This is a genomic window from Lysobacter sp. Root604 (assembly GCF_001427505.1).
Taxonomy (GTDB): domain Bacteria; phylum Pseudomonadota; class Gammaproteobacteria; order Xanthomonadales; family Xanthomonadaceae; genus Lysobacter.
Genome location: NZ_LMGS01000001.1, coordinates 592,428 through 608,825, shown reverse-complemented (window position 1 = coordinate 608,825; position 16,398 = coordinate 592,428). Strand labels below are relative to the sequence as shown.

Genomic DNA, 16,398 nt, shown 5'->3' with positions numbered 1-16,398 from the left:
GATTCGATGGTCGGGTTCATGCGGCGCGCTCGCCGGCGTCGGTGCGCGCGAGCGTCTCCAGCACGCGCGCGTTCTGTTCGGCGGTGCCCAGGCTGATGCGCAGGGCATCGCCCAGCTGCGGCGCGGCGCGCATATCGCGCACCACCACGCCGGCGGCGAGCAGCGCATCGAAGGCGGACTGGGCCCGCTCGAAACGCGCGAGCAGGAAGTTCGCCTGCGAGGGATAGACCTGGCGTATGCCGCGCACCGCCGGCAGCGCGGCGTACAGGCGCTCGCGCTCCAGCACGCAGGCGGCGGCGTTGGCCTCGCTGAGCGCGCGCGCGCCGGCGTCTAGCGCGCGCAGGGCCAACGCCACGCAGGGCTCCGCCAGCGGGTACGGCGCCTGGCAACGCTGCAGCGCCGCGATCAGGGCCGCGTCGGCGATGGTGCTGCCGATCCGCGCCGCCGCCAGCGCATGCGCCTTGGACAAGGTGCGCAGCACCACCACGTTGGGCTGGCTGGCGATCAGGCCGACCGCCGACGGCGCCTGCGCGTATTCCAGATAGGCTTCGTCCACCACCACCAGCGCGCGCTCGCTGAGGCGTTGCGCGAGTGCGGCGATCGCATCCAGCGGCAGCAGCGTGCCCGAGGGATTGCCCGGCGAGCACAGGAACACCAGTTTGGCCGCCGTCTGCTCGGCCGCGCGCGCGATCGCTTCGAAATCGCAGACGAAACCCTCGGGCGTGTCGCGCAAGCCGACCTCGACCACGCGCGTGCCGTGCAGGCGCGCGCACACCGCGTACATGCCGAAGGTCGGCGGCGTGGTCACGATGGCGTCGCCACCGGGGCGGCAGAACGCGCGTAGCAGCAGGTCGATGCCCTCGTCGCTGCCGCGTCCGGCCAGCAGTTGCTCGGGCGCGCAGCCGTACAGCGCGGCCAGGGCCGCGCGCAGGCGCGGCGGTTGCGGATCGGGATAGCGGCGCAGCGTGCCGGCGTCGTCGGCGGCGTTGGCCCAGGCCGATTCGTTGGCGTTGAGCCAGACCGAACCGCTCAAGGCCTCGCTGCGCGCGGATTTGTAGCCGGCGAAATCGCGCAGGTCTTCGCGCAGCAGCGACAGCGGCGCGCTCATGCGGCCACCTGCTGCAAACGCAGCGCGACCGCGATGCGGTGCGCGTCCAGGCCTTCGGCGCGGGCCAGTTCGACCGCGCAGGGGCCGATCGCGGCGATGCCGCGCGGCTGCACCTCCTGCACCGTGATCGCGACCTGGAAACTGGCCACGTTGACGCCGCCGGCGTAGCGCGCCGCGCCGCTGGTGGGCAGCACGTGGTTGGTGCCGCTGCAGTAGTCGCCCAGCGCTTCGGGCGCCCAATCGCCGAGAAACACCGAACCGGCCGCGAGCACGCGCGGCAGCCAGGCGCGCGCGTCGCGCAGGGCCAGGATCAGGTGCTCGGGCGCGTAGCGGTTGCTGACCTCGAGCGCGTCGGCGATCGAATCGACCCGGATCGAACGCGAGGCGCGCAGCGCGGCGCGCGCGGTCTCGGCGCGCGGCAGGGCCGCCAGTTGGGCGTCGATCTCGATCTCGACCGCGTCCAGCATCGCGCTGTCGTCGCTGAGCAGGATCACCTGCGAATCCGGACCGTGCTCGGCCTGCGACAGCAGGTCGGCGGCGACGAACGCCGGATGGGCGCCGGCATCGGCGATCACCAGCACTTCCGAAGGCCCGGCCGGCAGATCGATCGCCGCCCCGCCCTCCAGCAACGCGACCTGGCGCTTGGCCTCGGTGACGTAGGCATTGCCCGGCCCGAACAGCTTGTCGCACTTGCCGACGCTGGCGGTGCCGAAAGCCATGGCCGCGATCGCCTGCGCACCGCCAAGCTTGTAGACCCGGCTCACGCCGCAGCGGCGCGCGGCGTAGAGCACCGCGGGATCGGCGCGGCCGTCGCGGCGCGGCGGCGTGCACAGGGCGATCTGCGGACAGCCGGCCAGGCGCGCGGGCATGCACAGCATCAAGGCGGTCGACGGCAACGGCGCCGAGCCGGCCGGCACGTATAGGCCGACGCGCTGGATCGGTCGCAGGATGCGCTCGCAGCGCACGCCGTCGCCGCTGTCCAAGGTGTAAGGCTGGGTCATGCCGGCGGCGTGGAAGGCTTCGATGCGGGCGGCGGCCTGATCGATCGCGGCGCGCAAGGGCGCGGCGACCTCGCGTTGCGCGGCGTCGAATTCCTCGGCGCCGACGGCGAACGCGTCCAGGGCCACGCCGTCGTAGCGCGCGCCCAGCGCGCGCAGCGCGGCATCGCCGTCGCGACGCACCTGTTCCAGGATCGCCGTCACCGCTTCGGCGGTTTCGCGCCGGGTCTGTTGGGCCGGACGGCGCAGCGCGGACTCGCGCTGATTTTCGTCCAGCGCATTCCACTGCAGGCGTTGCATGATGCCCTCGCCGCTCATGCCAGCATGCCCTCCACCGGCAGCACCATCAGGCCGCGCGCGCCAGCGCGCTTGAGTTCTTCCAGACGCTGCCAGGTCACCGCGCCGTGGCACAACGCCTGCAGGGCGACGCCGTCGCCGCCGTCCAGTTGCATCACCGTCGGCGCCTCGGCATCGGGCAACAGCGGCAGCAGGTCCGCGAGCAGCTGGCGCGGGGCCTGGAACAGCAGCAGCTTGCTGTGGCGGATGCGCAGGGCGCCGTCGAGGCGACGCAGCAACAGGTCGGCCAGCTCGCCGCGCACGTCGTCGAAGGGGTTGATCGGGCCGGCCAGCACCGCCTCGCTCTCGATCAGGGTGGTCACCGCCTTGAGCTGGTTCGCGGCCAGGGTGGCGCCGCTGGAGACCAGGTCGCAGATCGCCTCGGCCTGGCCCAAGCGCGGCGCGATCTCGACCGAACCGGACAGCAGCACCACCTGCGCGTCCACGCCCTGCGCGGCCAGCCATTGCGACAGCAGGGCCGGGTAGCTGGTGGCGATGCGCTTGCCCGCCAGCTGCGCCGGCCCCTGCCAGTCCCAGCCTTCGGGCACGGCCAGATCCAGGCGGCAGGCGCCGAAACCCAGCGCGCGCCATTCGCGGAAGGCCGCGGCGCGGCCGTTGCCGCGACGGTCGCCATCCTGCTCCAGCAGCACGTTGCGGCCGACCACGCCCAGGTCGCAGACGCCGTCGGCGATCAGGCCGGGGATGTCGTCGTCGCGCACCAGCAGCAGGTCCACCGGCAGGGTTTCGCCGTAGCAGAACAGGCGGTCGCGGCTTTCGCGCCAACTCAGGCCGCACGATGCCAGCAGCGCGCGCGCCGGCTCGGCGAGGCGGCCGGATTTCTGGATCGCGATGCGCAAGCGGTCGCGCGCGGCCGGGCTGGCGGTAGGACTCATGGGGAACATCTCGAAAGGCGGGGGATGGAGGGCGCTAAGGCCCCGGCACTACGGTTCAGCGGACGCGCGTGGGGCGTCGATGCAGGGCCGCGGCGTAGCCGCCGGCGCCGCGTTCCAGCATTCGCGCGACCCGACCGATCGTGGTCACGCTGACCCCGGTGCGGGTGTGGATTTCGCGATACGGCATGCCCTCGCTCAGCAAGGGCACGACCCGCCAGCGATCGGACATGGCTTCCAGCTCGGCCGGCGTGCACAGGTCTTCCAGGAAGGCCCGCATCTGCTCCGGATTGCGCAGCCCCAGCAGCGCGGTCGCCAGGCTGGCGATCGGGTCTTCGCTGTCGTCGATGTCTATGGCGCGGCGCTTCACGGGTGCTTCGCTCTATCGATAATGTATTAACGCGTTAATACATTAGACGATGCACCCCAGTCCCGTCAAGTCGTCGCCTCCCGCGCCCGCGCGCCGGCCGGCATCGGCGAAAGCCGCCGTTCATCACAGTAAGAGCGACCGACCGGCGGTCGCTGGCGCCTCGCCTGTGGCCGCGCAGGCCGCAAACTAGGGCGGTGCCGGAGCGTAGACTGCCTCCGAGCCCGTGCCGCGAAGACCCAACGCCGGCCGGACCAACGGAGAGGGTGCGCATGGGGCGTGGTTGGAGAGGGCTACATATCTGGCTGCTCGCACTCGGGCTGTGCCTCGCCGGTGCATCGTGGGCCGCGTTCGCCAACACCGAGACCGCGCTGGTACTGGACGGCACCCACGTCGGCGTGCCGCTGGAGCCGCACATCGCCTACTACCACGACGTCGAAGGCCGCCAGGATCTGATCGGCGCCGAACGCGCCCTGCGCGAGGGCCTCTACGCGCCCCTGCCCAACGGCAACGCCGCCTTCGGCTTCCAGCCGGGCGCGTACTGGTTCCACGTGCGCCTGCTCAACCGCGACCGCAACGAGCCGCGCTGGCTGTTGGTGCAGCAGTACGCGCTCAGCGACCGCATCGACGTCTATACCCGCCACGCCGACGGCAAGGTCGAACACCTGGCCGGCGGCGACAGCCTGCCGTTCGCATCGCGCAGCATCCGCTACCGGCATCCGAATTTCTGGCTGAACCTGCCGGCCGACCAGCCCGCCGATCTGTACGTGCGCGTGCAGAGCCAGAGCTCGATGCAGGTGCCGCTGACCCTGTTCACGCCGACCGCGTTCACCGAGGTCTCGCGCGACGCGCAGTTCGGCATCGGCCTGTACTACGGCATCCTGCTGGCCTTGTTCATCTACAACCTGGTGCTGTGGCTGAGCCTGCGCGACGCCAGCTACTTCTGGTACCTGCTGCACATCTCCGCCTTCGGCCTGGTCCTGCTGACCCTCAACGGCCTGGGCTTCGAGTATCTGTGGCCGCGCTCGACCTGGCTGGCCGACAAATCGGTGCCGCTGTCGATCTGTCTGGCCCAGGTCGGCATGCAGCAGTTCGCGCGCACCTTCCTGGGCCTGAAGCAGCGCTGGCGCCTGGGCGACCGGGTCGGCCTGGGCATGATCGCGTTCTTCGTGCTGCTCGGCATCGCCGCGACCCGCCTGCCCTACCACGTCGCCACTCCGATCGCGTCGGCGGCGGTGTTCTTCAGCATCGCCTGGATCGCGGTCGCGACGCTGGTGGTGCTGCGCCGCGGCTACAAGCCCGCGCAGCTGTTCCTGTTGGCCTGGTCGATGTTCCTGCTCGGCACCGGCATGTTCACCGCGATCGCGTTCGGCCTGCTGCCCAAGGTGTTCATCACCGAGTACGGCGTGCAGATCGGCTCGGCGCTGGAGATGCTGCTGCTGTCGGTGGCGCTGGGCTATCGCTACGCCTCGCTACGCAACGAGAACGAACGCATCGTCCACGAGGCCAAGACCCAGCTCGAACACAAGGTCGAGCAGCGCACGGTCGAACTGCGCAGCGCGTTGGCGCAGCTGGAAGACGCGCACGAACGCCTGCGCGAAAGCAGCCAGCGCGACGGCCTGACCGGCCTGCACAACCGCACCCATTTCCGCAACGTGTTCCAGGAACTGCTGGAGAAATCGCAGCAAAGCGGACGGCCGCTGTCGCTGCTGATGATCGACCTGGACCACTTCAAGCAGATCAACGACCGCTACGGCCACCTGGTCGGCGACGAATGCCTGTGCTGGGCCGCGCGCACCATGGGCCACGCCCTGCAACCGCACCGCGCCTTGCTGGCGCGCTTCGGCGGCGAGGAGTTCATCGTCGCCCTGCCCGGCCTGGACCTGCAGGCGGCCTCGCGGGTGGCCGAGGACCTGCGCCAGCACCTGCGCGAACAGCCCTGCCGCAGCGGCGAATACGCGATCACCATCACCGCCAGCATCGGCGTGCACGCGATCGCGCGCGAGGCCGACAACGACAGCGATTGCGACAACGCGATCGATCCCGCCCTGCAGGACGCCGATCAAGCCCTGTACCAGGCCAAGGCCGACGGCCGCGACTGCGTGCGCACCTCGGCCCCGGAAGAACGCCGACAAAATTAGCGCCCAGCGCGCCACGCAGGATGCGGTGAGCCCAGCGAACCGCATCGCTCGCCATGTCGCAACGCACCCTGCAATGCGATGGTGCGGTTCGCCTACGGCTCACCACAGCCTACGGCCGCGTCAGGCGGACGGTGCGTACATCACGTCCGAGCGCAGCACGTATTTGCTGCCGGCCTCGACCGCGGCGCCTTCGTGCCAGGTGTCGTGGACGAACAGCAGCGCGGCGCCGGTGCGCGGCACCACACGGAAGCCGCGGAAGTCGGTATCGCCGCCGGCGAACCCTTCGTTGAGATAGACCAGCAAGGTCAGGCGGCTGCTGCGCCCGTCCTCCAGCCAGGGCCCGTCCCTGTGCATGCGGAAACGCTGCCCGGGCCCGTACTTGTAGAAGCGCAGCGCGCGCGGCAGGCCGATCGCCGCCTCGCCTTCCAGCAGCGGCAAGGCGAGCTCGCCGAGGCCACGCCACAAGCGCGACACCCAATCCGGCGACTCGAACACCACCCGTTCGTTGTTGCGCACATGCGGCAGCGCACGCGCGCCGCCCGGCGCGCGCACGTCGGCGGCGGCGAAGCCGCGCGCCTCGGCCAGCGCGATCAGGGCCGCGCATTCGTCGGCGCCGAGGAAGCCCTCGACGCTGAACACGTGTTCGGTATGCGCGATCACCCGCATGACGCAACCTCGCAGAGACGGGATACGGCGGCGCCGTATCCCGTCGTGGTTTTCACAGCACCGAACGCGCCGCCGCCAGCACGCTGCCGTCGGAGACCATGCGCAGCGCGGTGGCGACTTCGCCGTCCAGGGCGCGGTCGCGCGACAGGAAGGCGATGCGCTCGCGGATCGCCGCGTGCGCGGCCGCGACCGCGCGGCCCGGACGGAACTCCTCGGCCGCCGCGAGCTCGCTGCGCAGGCCTTCGACCTCGGCCAGGAAGCCGGCGTGATCGGCGTCGCTGGGCAGCGGACCGCCGGCGACCTTGCCGGCAAGCCCCTGCGCATCGGCGCGGTCGGCCAGATCGCGCGCGGCGTTGATCATGTCGCGACGCAGGTCCAGGGCCTGGGCGGCGGTGTACAACTCCAGCGCCAGCACCTTGCCCAGATCGTCGGCCATGGCCAGCACATGCCGGGCCTCGTTGGCGCCCATCGAGACATGGTCCTCGGCGTTGGCGCTGGTCGGGATCGAATACACCGAAGCGGGATGCGCGCGGCTGGCCAGGTCGTTGACGATCGCCGCGGCGGTGTACTGCACGATCATGTGGCCGGACTCGGTCGAGTCCTCGTTGCCGATCAGGAACGCCGGCAGGCCGTCGTTGGTGGCCGGATCGACCAGCTTGTTGAGGCGGCGCTCGGAGATGCTCGCCAGCACCGGGATCGCGGCCTTGACGTAGCTCATCGCCAGCGCCAGCGGCATGCCGTGGAAGTGGCCGGCCGAGATCACCTGCTGCTCGACGTGCTCGGCCTGCGCGTCCGGGAACACGATGGGATTGTCGGTGAGCGAGTTGAGCTCGACCTCGAGCACGCGCGCGGCCTGGGCCAGCGCGTCGCGCACGGCGCCGTGCACCTGCGGAATGCAGCGCAGCGAATAGCTGTCCTGCGGCTGGTGCTTCTTGCCGCCGCGGAACGGCCGGAAGCGCAGGTAGAACTTCTCGCGACCGTGACGCTGGCCGAACGGCACCCAGTCCCACCCGATGTCGAAGCGCAGGGCCTGCGATTCGGGGGTGTCCCAGCTGTGCGGCTGCCAGGCGCGGAAGCGCGGCACCAGGTGGTAGGGAATGTCGGACAGGGTCGAACCTTCGAGCAGGCGGCGCAGGTGCGCGGCCACCTCGACCTGACCCGGATGCGGGCGCAGCGCATGCACTTCCTCGGCGAACGCGCCCAGGCGGCCGGCGAAGGCATCGATGGTCATGGCCGCGGCGAGGTCGGCGGTGTCGGCCAGATCCTCCAGCTTCTCCAGCGCCAGCACGCCGCAGGCCAGCATCTGCGCGGTGCCGTTGTTCAGCGCCAGGCCTTCCTTGTACGACAGCGTGACCGGCTTCAGGCCGGCGCGCTCCAGCGCCTGCGCGCCGGGCATGCGCTCGCCCTCATAGAAGGCTTCGCCGCCGCCCAGCAGCACGATCGCCAGATGCGACAGCGGCGCCAGATCGCCGCTGGCGCCGACCGAACCCAGCTGCGGCACCACCGGCACGATGCCGGCGTTGAGCATCGAGGTCAGCGCCTGCAGGGTCTGCACGCGGATGCCGGAGTGGCCGCGCATCAGGGTGTTGATGCGGATGCACAGCATCGCGCGCACGATCTCCGGCGCGAACGCCTCGCCCACGCAGACCGCGTGAGTGACGATCAGATTGCGTTGCAGTTCCTCGTGCAGGGTCTCGCCCGAGGCCTGCGCGCCCGGCAGTTGGTCGCGCAGGTGATGGGCGCCCAGCAGGCGGTCGGCGTTGCTGCCGAAGCCGGTGGAGACGCCGTAGATCGGTTCTTCGCGACGCACCTGTTCGGCCAGGAAATCGGCCGCGCGTTGCACCGCCGGCAGTTGCGCCGCGGCCAGTTCGACCTGCGCGCCGTAAGCCACCGCCACCAGTTGCGCGCGCGTCAGCGAACGGCCATCGAGTTGAATCTTGTTCATTTGCAACCTCGCCTCGCACCCTGGCGATCATCTGAACGGCGGGCGTTCACCGCGAACGGTCTGGCCCGGCCGAGCGTACTCGGGAGTCGGTGCGTCTATGCCACATTGGGAACCGCGACGGCGGATGCGCGCCGCGGAGTGATTCGGTGCGCCGTCACGCCGGATTCCCATCCGGGTCGCGGCGCACCGTGTAGCGGAATCCGGAGGCGAACCCGCGCATCCGGTACCGCGATCCAACGGCGCGATCGGGCGGCAACGCGGTCGTACCACCCGCGGCGCCAAGGCCGTTCGCGCCTCGATTGCTCACTCGGACACGGCCTGCGGCATGACCCGCGCCTGCTCCAGCTCGATCCGCAGCGTGCGCGCCAGATCGCCGCGCGCGACTTCGAACTGGTCCTCGCGGCGCAGGTCCTTGACCGTCGCGGTGCCATTGGCGATCTCGTTCTCGCCCAGCACCACCACGAAGCGGATACCGGCGCGGTCGGCGTACTTGAACTGCTTGCCCAGCTTGGACGGCTCCATCACCACTTCGGTGTTGAGGCCGCCGTGGCGCAGCTCGTTGGCCACCGCCAGGCAGTGCGGCAGGTGCGCGTCCTCCATCTGGGTGACCAACACCTGCACCGTGCTTTCGGCGGTGCTGACGATGCCGGCCTTCTGCAACTGATAGAACAAGCGGGTCAGGCCGATCGAGATGCCGACCCCCGGCAAGTGCGACTTGGTGTAGTTGCTGGCGAGATTTTCGTAACGCCCGCCCGAGCAGATCGAACCCAGCCCCGGGTAATCGTTGAGCGTGGTCTCGTAGACGGTACCGGTGTAGTAATCCAGGCCGCGCGCGATCGAGAAGTTCAGCGCGTAATTCTGTTCCGGCACGCCCAGCGCGCGGATCAGTTCCAGCACCTCGCGCAGTTCCGCAACGCCTTCGCGCAGGGTGTCGTTACCCTCGCCGAGCGCATCCAGACGCGCCATCGCATCGGCGTGCGAAGTCGAACGTACGCCTACGAAATCCAGGATGGTCGCGACCGCCTCGGCGCTGAGACCGAACTCCGGGCCGGTCAGGGTTTCGCGCACGTAGTCGGCGCCGCGCTTGTCGAGCTTGTCGACCTCGCGCAGCACCCGCGCCTGCAGCTCGGCATCGGCCACGCCCTGGGCCTCGAAGAAGCCGCGCAGCAGCTTGCGGTTGTTGAGCTGGATGGTGAACGCACCGATGTCGAGTTCGGAGAACACCGCGTAGATCGTCGCCGGCAACTCGGCGTCGTAGCGCACGCTGAGCGAATCCTTGCCCACCACGTCGATATCGCACTGATAGAACTCGCGATAGCGGCCGGCTTGCTGGCGCTCGCCGCGATAGACCCGCTGCATTTGATAACGGCGGAACGGAAACGCCAGGTCGTGCTCGTGCTCGGCCACGTAACGCGCCAGCGGCACGGTCAGGTCGAAGCGCAGCGCCAGTTCGGGCGTGGCGCGTTCCTCGGCCTTGTTGTTCTTCGCGCGCGAACCGGTGGATTCGACGAAATACACCTCGCGTTCGGTCTCGCCGCCGCTCTTGGTCAACAGCACCTCGGTCAGCTCCATGACCGGGGTTTCCACCGGCAGGAAGCCGAAGCGCTCGAAATTGCGGCGGATCGTATCGAGCATGCGCTGGAACGCGATCTGGTCGGGCGGCAGCAGCTCCATGACGCCGGGCGTGGTGCGTGGCTTGATCAAGCGGGACTCCGGAGGAAAGACGCGCCGGCCCGGCGCGCTGCGGCGCGCGCCGGGTGGACGCAAGGCCCGTAGTTTAACGTTCCGCCCGTACGCCGCACCCTCACCCGGAACGGCGCCTGCGCGGGCTCGCGCGACGGATTGCGGCCTGCCTCTTGCTCGCCTCGATCGGTGTCGCTAGAATTGTCGGCTCAGCTGTCGGGGTGTAGCTCAGTCTGGTAGAGCGCTACGTTCGGGACGTAGAGGTCGCAGGTTCGAATCCTGTCTCCCCGACCAATCTGCTGAAAGCAAAGGCTCTGAAAGCCGCAGCGATGCGGGCCTTCAGGGCCTTTTTGCTATGCGCGGTGCCGTGCTGGCGGGCCGCGCGCGCTACTTCGCCGCCTCCGGCACGGCCGACGCCGCCCGCATCGCCGCCTCCAGGTCCGGATCGCGACCGCTGCAGTAGTCCTCGCGCGTCCACGCCACCGCCTGATCCGGCTGCACCGGCCGATCGGCGAAGTCGCGGCCGTCGGCGCCCCACAGGCCATGCACCGGCACGGTCAGGTTCCAACCCTGGCCGAGCGCGAAACGCTCGCCGCTGAGCAGTTCGCCGGCGCTGGCGCGGCCGATGAAGCGGGCCGGCGTGTGCAGGCGCAGAACCCAGGCGAAGCCTTCGCCGGAACTGGCGGTCTCGTGGTCGATCAGCACCAGCACCCGGCCGGCGTAGCGTCGGCCGTCCAGGGCGTCGCTATGGAATACCGCCGCGCCGCCGTGCTCGGACACGGCCTTGAACACCGCCTCGTCGGTGTAGGCGCCGACCACCTTGGGGCCGGCGCGCACCTCGTCCGCGCTGGGCGCGTGGCCCAGTTTTTGCAGATACGGGCGTGCGAACAGGCCCAGCACCGGTGTCTCGCCGGCGGGCATGAAATAGCTGGCCAGGCGCAGCGCCGAGGTGTTGCCGCCGCTGTTGCGGCGCAGGTCGACGATCAGGGCCTGAGTGTCGGCCAGCTCGCTCATGGCCTGATCGGCCAGCGCGGCGGCGCCGTCGTCGAAGCGGTCCACGCGCAGATAGCCCACCGCCAGGCCGCTGCGCGGCGTGTAGCGGGTCCAGCGCCAGCCCGGATGTTCCGGCGGCCAACCCATCGCGACGCGCTCGACATTCAGGCGACGCTCGCCGCCCGCGCAGTCGCGGATCGCGACCTCGGCGCTGCTGCCCAGCGGCCCGGGCAGATCGTCCGGCGAACCCAGCAACTGGTCGCCTGGCCGCAAACCGTGCCGCCACGCCGGACTCAGCGACGAGACGTCGACCGCGGTCTGCACGCCGTCCACGAGCTCGAAACGGGCGCCGATGCCGCGGCGCTGGTCGCCGCTCTTGCTCGGCGCCGACAGCGAGGTATGCGAGCTCTTGAGCTCGCCCAGCATGCGCGCCACCAGGGCCTTGAAGGCCGCGTCGTCGCGGACCTGGCGCAGCTGCGCGCGGTAACGGCGCCCGGCCTCCTGCCAGTCCACGCCGTGGAAACCGGGGTCGTAGTAGTTCTGATCGACGCGGGTCCAGATCCGCTCGAACAGCGCGGCATAGTCCGTTGCCGGCTCGGGCTTGGCGGCCCCGCACAGCAAACCGGCGACGATCGCCCAAGCCACCGCGCTGCGTTTCGCCACTGGGATGTTCCCTGCATTACGGAGACGGGCGACGCTAACAATGCGCTCCGCAGCGCTCAAGAGGGGCGCCCGCTGCGTGCGGCAGGACGTGGCCGGCCGGCGGGCGTCGGACGGCCGCCACTTTGCCGAATCTGCCGTCCCACCCCCGGTTTGGCGCAGACCGCACCGTTACGACTCAAGCACCGGCCCACCGAGCGCCTCTTGCTTGTGCGTCCGGGTATCGTCGCCGGCGCCGGGCGCGCCAGCGGCCCGACCGTAAGCGATGGAGGATCGCCAACCGCACCGACACGGGTCCGAATGCGACGGATCGGCCGTGGCGATCATCCCTTAGAGACAGGTCCGCCCCCCGCTCCGGCCAGGATCGGCACAGGCGGCTCCGCTTTGACAGGTTCTGCTCCTGTCCCCCAAACCGGCCTCGTGCCGGTTTTTTTTGGCCCGTCGATGCCTCGCCCGGCTCGATCCGCTGTTTCGGACCCGGATTCGACCTCAAGCCTCGCTAGCGAGGGCCCCGGCTGCTAAGTGCCTGTCGTACATGAACAATCGCGTCGAGATATATCGCGGTGGCACAGACTTTGCGTCCCAACTCCGTGACTCAGATCACACTTTCTCTGAGTCCATCCCCCTGGGGCCGCCCCGCCCCCTTCAGTCATACGGGATACGGACCATCCATGCCGTCTTTACATCGACTTACGTTGTCCCTGGCCTTGGTCTTGGCCGGTGGAACCTTACACATCACGTCAGTAGCTGCCGCTGAAGGTCAATCTGCGGCCGAGATCCCCTACGCCCAGATCGAACGACTGCGCGCCGACCGCGATTGGCTGGCGGCGCTGTCCTTGATCGAACGCCATCTCGCGGTGCACCGCGCCGACGCGGATCTGTACCGCCTGCGGGTGCTGACCCTGGCCGACATCGGCGCCCGCGACCGCGCGCGCACCCTGTACCTGGCGCGCCCGCAACTGTTCAGCGCCGAACAAGCCGCCAACCTCAACGCCGCCGGCCTGGCCCGGCGCATCGTCTGGAGCAAGGCCTACGCGGTCGACGAGGCCACCCGCCTGGAAGAGGCGCGCGCCGCCGACGCCGCCATCGACGCCTACCGTGCGCAGCTCGCCAGCGCCGGCACGCCGGAGCCGGCCAGCCTGGCCTACGACCGCCTGGTCGTGCTCAACCGGCTCGGCCGCCATCAGGAAGTCGCCGACGAATACCGTCGCCTGGAAAACAGCGGCCGCCCGGTGCCGGGCTATGCCCTGGGCGCGGTCGGCGATTCGCTGCTGACCCTGCGCCGCCCCGACGAGGCCGCGATCGCGCTGGAGCGCGCGGTGCAGGCCGACCCCGAAGACCCCGACCTGCCGATCCAGCTCGGCTACGCGCATCTGGAACGCGAACGCTACGACCTGGCCCTACCGCTGCTGCGCGGGCTGGTCGAGGCGCGCGCGCCCTGGCCGCACGCGCCCGGCGCGCGCCGCGGCTACGAGAACTGGCAACGCTACGACGCCGAGACCAACTACGCCCTGGCGCGCGCCTTCGGCGAGGACCAGCCTGGCGCCCAGGCGATGCTGGAGCCGCTGGCGGCGATCGGCCCCAACAACGCCGATCTGCAAGCGTCCTTGGGCTCCATCTATATGTTCCGCGGCTGGCCCAGCCGCGCGCTGGAGCGCTTCTCGATCGCCAGCACCCTGGACGAGCGCAATGTCGAGGCGCGCATCGGCCAGGTCGAAACCCTGTCCACGCTGCAGCGCTACGACCTGGCCCGACCGATCCACGACCAGTTGCTGGCGCGCTACCCCAACGAAGCCCACGTGCGCTCGATGGACCGCAACTGGGACATGCGCCGCGGCTGGCAGGCGCGCGTGTACGCGGCCGGCGGACGCAACCGCGACGGCGGCGGCGCTTCGCCGCTGGGCAACCGCGACCGCGAGTACGGCGTCGAAGTCGCCACGCCCTTGATCGACGATCGCTGGCGCCTGCTCGCGCGCAGCGGCCGGCGCTGGGCCGATTTCCAGGGCGACCGCAGCGTCGCCCAACGCAACGAGGTCGGCCTGGGCTACGCCTACGACCGTCTCGATGCGCAGCTCTATGTCGGCCGCGACCGCGACGGCCTGGGCGGCACCGCGATCGCCGTCGGCGCCGGCTGGCGCATCGACGATCGCTACTCCCTGCGTGCGCGCGTGAGCCGCAACGACGCCGCCGCCTCGCTGCAGGCGCGCGCGTCCGGCATCACCGGCGACTTGGTCGAGATCGGCGCCGACTACCACCCCAGCGAACGCACCGCGCTCGGCGCCAGCCTGCAGCATTGGCGCTACGACGACGGCAATCGGCGCGACCAGCTCAGCCTGGCGTTGGACCAGCGCCTGCTCAGCCGCCCGCACCTGCTGATCGACGGCCTGGCCAGCCTCGGCGCCGGCCGCGGCAGCCGCGACGACGCGCCCTACTTCAATCCTTCGCGCGACGCCTCGGTGGAATTCGGGATCCGTTTCGATCATCTGACCTGGCGGCGCTACGACCGTCATTTCCGCCAGCGCCTGACCTTGTCCTCGGGCGCCTATTGGCAACGCGACTACGGCACGGCCTGGGTGCCGTCGCTGCGTTATCAACACGAGTGGCAGTTCGCCCCGGGGCGGGTGCTGAGCTACGGCCTGAACTGGTCGCGCCCGGTCTACGACGGCCAGCGCGAACAGCGCCTGGGCTTCGACGCCGAATTCCGCTGGGGAGAATGAGATGAACCGTCCACACCGCCCCTCGCGGCTGATCCTGATCGTGCTGGCGCTGTACGCGCTGGTGTTCTGCATGCTGCTGCCCGCCGCCGCGCGCGCCGCCGAGCCGCTGCTGGTGCTGAGCTACCACGACGTGCGCGACGACGTCGCGCGCAAGGGCGACGGCGATGCCTACGCCGTCAGCACCCAGAACTTCGCCGCCCACCTGGACTGGCTGTCCGGGCACGGCTATCACCCGGTCTCGCTGGCGCAAGTGATCGCGGCCAACAACGGCGGCGCGGCGCTGCCGTCCAAGCCGGTGCTGATCACTTTCGACGACGGCCTGCGCAGTCTGTACACGCGCGCCTTCCCGCTGCTGCGCGCCTACAACTACCCGGCCCTGGCCGCGGTGGTCACGCATTGGGTCGAGCTGCCAGCCGGCGAAACCGTCGACTACGGCCCGCGTCCGTTCACCGGCGACGACTTCGTGACCTGGGCGCAGTTGCGCGAGATGCAGGACAGCGGCCTGATCGAGGTCGCCAGCCACAGCGACGATCTGCACCACGGCATCGTCTCCAATCCGCAGGGCAACTCGACCCCGGCCGCGGTCACCCGTCGCTACGATCCGGCCAGCGCGCGCTACGAAAGCGAGGCCGAATACCTCGCGCGCGTGCGCGCCGACCTGGAGCGCAGCAAACAACGCCTGCAGCGCGAACTCGGCCGCGCCCCGCGCGCGGTGGTGTGGCCGTACGCGGCCTACAGCAGCGTCACCAACGACATCGCCGAGCAGCTCGGCATGTCGGTCTCGTTCGACCTGGAAGGCCGCAGCACGCCGATGCCGTCGGACCTGCACGGCCTGGCGCGTCTGTTGGTGATGAACAACCCCAACGTCGGCGACCTGGCCTATCAGCTGCGCCACGACGACGAGCGCACCGGCGTGCGCGCGTTGCAAGTGGATCTGGATTCGGTCTACGACGCCGACCCGGCCCAGACCGAGCGCAACCTCGACGCCCTGATCGAACGGGTCAAGCAGATCGCGCCCAGCCATGTGTTCCTGCAGGCCTTCGCCGACCCGGACGGCAACGGCTCGGCCGATGCCTTGTACTTCCCCAATCGCGCCCTGCCGATGCGCGCGGACCTGTTCAACCGCGTCGCCTGGCAGCTCAAGTCGCGCGCGGGCGTGGTGGTTTACGCTTGGCTGCCGGTGCTGGGCTACGAGCTGCCCGATCCCGCCCGGCGCGCCGCGCTGGCGATCCCGGGCGCGCGCGCCGACGAGGTCTATCGCCTCGACTACACCCAGCCGGAGGTGCGCCGCCTGGTCGCCGGCATCTACGCCGACCTCGCCGCCGGCTCCTACCTGGAAGGCCTGCTGTTCCACGACGACGCCTACCTGCGCGACACCGAGCTCAAGGGTAGCGCCGCGGTGGAATCGCAGGCGCGTACCCAGGAGCTGATCGACTTCACTCTGGAACTCAAGCGCGCCGCCGAACGCTGGCGGCCCAAGCTCAAGACCGTGCGCAACCTCTACGCGCGCCCGGTGCTGGAACCGCAGAGCGAGGCCTGGTTCGCCCAGCGCCTGGACACCTTCAACCGCGCCTACGACTACACCGCGCTGATGGCGATGCCGTGGATGGAAGGCAGCCGCCAGCCCGAGCGCTGGCTGGACCGCCTGGTCGCGGCCGCGCGCGCGCACGATCCGCAGCTCACCCAGACCCTGTTCGAACTGCAGACGGTGGACTGGCGCAGTCGCCGGCCGATTCCGGCCGAGCGCTTGAAGGCGCAGGTGCGGCGTCTGCTCGCCCAGGGCGTGCGTCATCTGGGCTGGTATCCGGACGACTTCGTCGCCGATCTGCCGAGCACCGCCGACGCGCGCGAGGCGCTGTCGGCGCGTTCGTTCCCGTACCTGGAAAAGTGAGGC

General features: G+C 70.2%; 11 protein-coding genes and 1 tRNA gene. 4 read left to right on the top strand and 8 right to left on the bottom strand.

The window, feature by feature from the left end; genetic code table 11:
* Positions 1-16: 16 nt before the first annotated feature.
* Genes hisC through ASD69_RS02905 form a run of 4 tightly spaced genes read right to left on the bottom strand, consistent with a single transcriptional unit; the run spans position 17 to position 3,681 of the window.
* Entirely contained in the window at positions 17-1,108 is a 1,092-nt protein-coding gene (hisC, locus tag ASD69_RS02920; RefSeq protein WP_056173790.1) for a histidinol-phosphate transaminase, read from the bottom strand.
* Complete coding sequence (hisD, locus tag ASD69_RS02915; protein WP_056176462.1) at positions 1,105-2,406, bottom strand: histidinol dehydrogenase; 1,302 nt, start codon at positions 2,404-2,406, stop codon at positions 1,105-1,107. Before hisD ends, hisC begins: the two co-directional genes overlap by 4 nt.
* 14 nt (positions 2,407-2,420) lie before the next feature.
* Positions 2,421-3,335, bottom strand: a complete 915-nt coding sequence (hisG, locus tag ASD69_RS02910) for an ATP phosphoribosyltransferase (RefSeq protein WP_056173787.1) — start codon at positions 3,333-3,335, stop codon at positions 2,421-2,423.
* Positions 3,336-3,390: 55 nt separating this feature from the next.
* Positions 3,391-3,681, bottom strand: a complete 291-nt coding sequence (locus ASD69_RS02905) for a YerC/YecD family TrpR-related protein (protein WP_235567173.1) — start codon at positions 3,679-3,681, stop codon at positions 3,391-3,393.
* A 290-nt stretch (positions 3,682-3,971) separates the two neighbouring features.
* On the opposite strand from ASD69_RS02905, the gene ASD69_RS02900 reads away from it, so the two are divergent.
* Positions 3,972-5,840, top strand: a complete 1,869-nt coding sequence (locus ASD69_RS02900; RefSeq protein ID WP_056173781.1) for a diguanylate cyclase — start codon at positions 3,972-3,974, stop codon at positions 5,838-5,840.
* Between the two features lie 120 nt (positions 5,841-5,960).
* Here ASD69_RS02900 and ASD69_RS02895 read toward each other — a convergent pair whose 3' ends face one another.
* The 3 genes from ASD69_RS02895 to hisS all read right to left on the bottom strand — a co-directional run bounded on the left by ASD69_RS02895 (position 5,961) and on the right by hisS (position 10,155).
* Positions 5,961-6,506: a 2OG-Fe(II) oxygenase gene (locus ASD69_RS02895; RefSeq protein WP_200943928.1), complete on the bottom strand. Its 546-nt coding sequence runs from the start codon at positions 6,504-6,506 to the stop codon at positions 5,961-5,963.
* A 52-nt stretch (positions 6,507-6,558) separates the two neighbouring features.
* Positions 6,559-8,451, bottom strand: coding sequence for an aromatic amino acid ammonia-lyase (locus ASD69_RS02890; protein WP_056173778.1), 1,893 nt, complete (start codon positions 8,449-8,451; stop codon positions 6,559-6,561).
* A gap of 303 nt (positions 8,452-8,754) precedes the next feature.
* A complete protein-coding gene (gene hisS, locus ASD69_RS02885; protein ID WP_082576232.1) occupies positions 8,755-10,155 on the bottom strand; it encodes a histidine--tRNA ligase in 1,401 nt (466 codons plus the stop codon).
* A 196-nt stretch (positions 10,156-10,351) separates the two neighbouring features.
* Between hisS and ASD69_RS02880 the strand changes: the two genes are divergently transcribed.
* Positions 10,352-10,428, top strand: a tRNA-Pro gene (locus ASD69_RS02880).
* A gap of 93 nt (positions 10,429-10,521) precedes the next feature.
* Here the strand turns inward: ASD69_RS02880 and ASD69_RS02875 are convergent.
* Positions 10,522-11,790, bottom strand: a complete 1,269-nt coding sequence (locus ASD69_RS02875) for a S41 family peptidase (RefSeq protein ID WP_056173772.1) — start codon at positions 11,788-11,790, stop codon at positions 10,522-10,524.
* Positions 11,791-12,458: 668 nt separating this feature from the next.
* Between ASD69_RS02875 and pgaA the strand changes: the two genes are divergently transcribed.
* On the top strand, positions 12,459-14,504 hold the full coding sequence (pgaA, locus tag ASD69_RS02870) for a poly-beta-1,6 N-acetyl-D-glucosamine export porin PgaA (protein WP_082576230.1): 2,046 nt from the start codon (positions 12,459-12,461) through the stop codon (positions 14,502-14,504).
* Positions 14,505-14,574: 70 nt separating this feature from the next.
* Complete coding sequence (pgaB, locus tag ASD69_RS02865) at positions 14,575-16,395, top strand: poly-beta-1,6-N-acetyl-D-glucosamine N-deacetylase PgaB (protein WP_235567172.1); 1,821 nt, start codon at positions 14,575-14,577, stop codon at positions 16,393-16,395.
* Positions 16,396-16,398: the final 3 nt, after the last annotated feature.

Excerpts from the sequence above, each read along its gene's own strand:
- ASD69_RS02890 (WP_056173778.1), bottom strand. The coding sequence starts at position 8,451 with ATGAACAAGATTCAACTCGATGGCCGTTCGCTGACGCGCGCGCAACTG.
- hisG (WP_056173787.1), bottom strand. The coding sequence starts at position 3,335 with ATGAGTCCTACCGCCAGCCCGGCCGCGCGCGACCGCTTGCGCATCGCG.
- hisC (WP_056173790.1), bottom strand. The coding sequence starts at position 1,108 with ATGAGCGCGCCGCTGTCGCTGCTGCGCGAAGACCTGCGCGATTTCGCC.
- ASD69_RS02895 (WP_200943928.1), bottom strand. The coding sequence starts at position 6,506 with ATGCGGGTGATCGCGCATACCGAACACGTGTTCAGCGTCGAGGGCTTC.
- hisD (WP_056176462.1), bottom strand. The coding sequence starts at position 2,406 with ATGCAACGCCTGCAGTGGAATGCGCTGGACGAAAATCAGCGCGAGTCC.
- pgaA (WP_082576230.1), top strand. The coding sequence starts at position 12,459 with ATGCCGTCTTTACATCGACTTACGTTGTCCCTGGCCTTGGTCTTGGCC.
- pgaB (WP_235567172.1), top strand. The coding sequence starts at position 14,575 with ATGCTGCTGCCCGCCGCCGCGCGCGCCGCCGAGCCGCTGCTGGTGCTG.
- ASD69_RS02900 (WP_056173781.1), top strand. The coding sequence starts at position 3,972 with ATGGGGCGTGGTTGGAGAGGGCTACATATCTGGCTGCTCGCACTCGGG.